The 920-nt window shown below is 64.8% G+C and carries 1 protein-coding gene; it reads right to left on the bottom strand.

The window, feature by feature from the left end:
• Positions 1–215 precede the first annotated feature (215 nt).
• Positions 216–512: a putative quinol monooxygenase gene (locus tag K789_RS0107920; protein WP_024366292.1), complete on the bottom strand. Its 297-nt coding sequence runs from the start codon at positions 510–512 to the stop codon at positions 216–218.
• Positions 513–920 lie beyond the last annotated feature (408 nt).

Raw genomic sequence — 920 nt, 5'->3', positions numbered from 1 at the left:
CCGGGCCGCCGCCGACGACCAGCACGGGGCGTCCGAGGAGGCGCAGCGCCGTGGGGTAAATGTCCTGAATTGCCATGCATCGACGATAGGGCGGGGCCATAGGGCGGAACAACGGTAGGGAAACACCCGTTCACGCGGGGTAACGCCGCGTCACACAGTTGGCGGGCTCAGGCCGCGGTCCGGGTCACCCTGTAGCCGTCCGGGCAGCCATGGGCCTATTTCACCGCGATGAGCTCGATCAGTTTGATGTCAGGGTCTTTGGCCAGCAGCTCGGGCCCGTGTTCGCCAAGGGCCGCGGGGATGGCTCCGTTGAGGTGGGCCTGCCGGTCCTCCTCGGTGTCGAACGTGTCGAAAATTCCGAAGGTGTTCTCGTTGACCCGGAAGGCATACCAGGTCCGGGTGCCGGGCTCGGCCAGAACTATCTCGCGGCCCCCGTTGAGGAAGTCCCAGACGTCCTGTTCCTTCCCCGGCTTGGCTTCGACCAGTGCCAGCACTCCGTATTTTGGCGCCACGGCTGTCTCCTTGGAATTGGGCTGGATCGGCCGTATACCGGCCTATAGCCGTGAGTGTAGGCCGGTGCCCGGGCCCGGACAAGGCGTCGCGAGGAGGACACCGCGCCCAGCAATAAGGCCTTCCAGATAGCGGCGCAGGATGAGCCGCTCGACAAGCCAGCCCAGCGGTCCAAAGGGTGCCGAGAATTCAATCCGATCCGTCATGACGGCCCCAGCGTCGTTTGACGCGAATTCGTGGACATGGCGGAACGCCTTGAAGGGGCCCTTTACTTGTACAACTGTTCCTTGGGCAGGACGGATTCGGTGCGGCAGACGAAGCTCACGGTCATGTGGTCAGTCTGCCAGACGCCAGCCCGACGGCGGAGCAGCCGCCGGCGAGGAGACCAGACAACAGCAACGCGGGGTCAG

Source organism: Arthrobacter sp. TB 26 (assembly GCF_000427315.1).
GTDB lineage: Bacteria > Actinomycetota > Actinomycetes > Actinomycetales > Micrococcaceae > Arthrobacter.
Note: the sequence above shows the minus strand (reverse complement) of the source record. Positions and strands in the feature narration are given on the sequence as shown.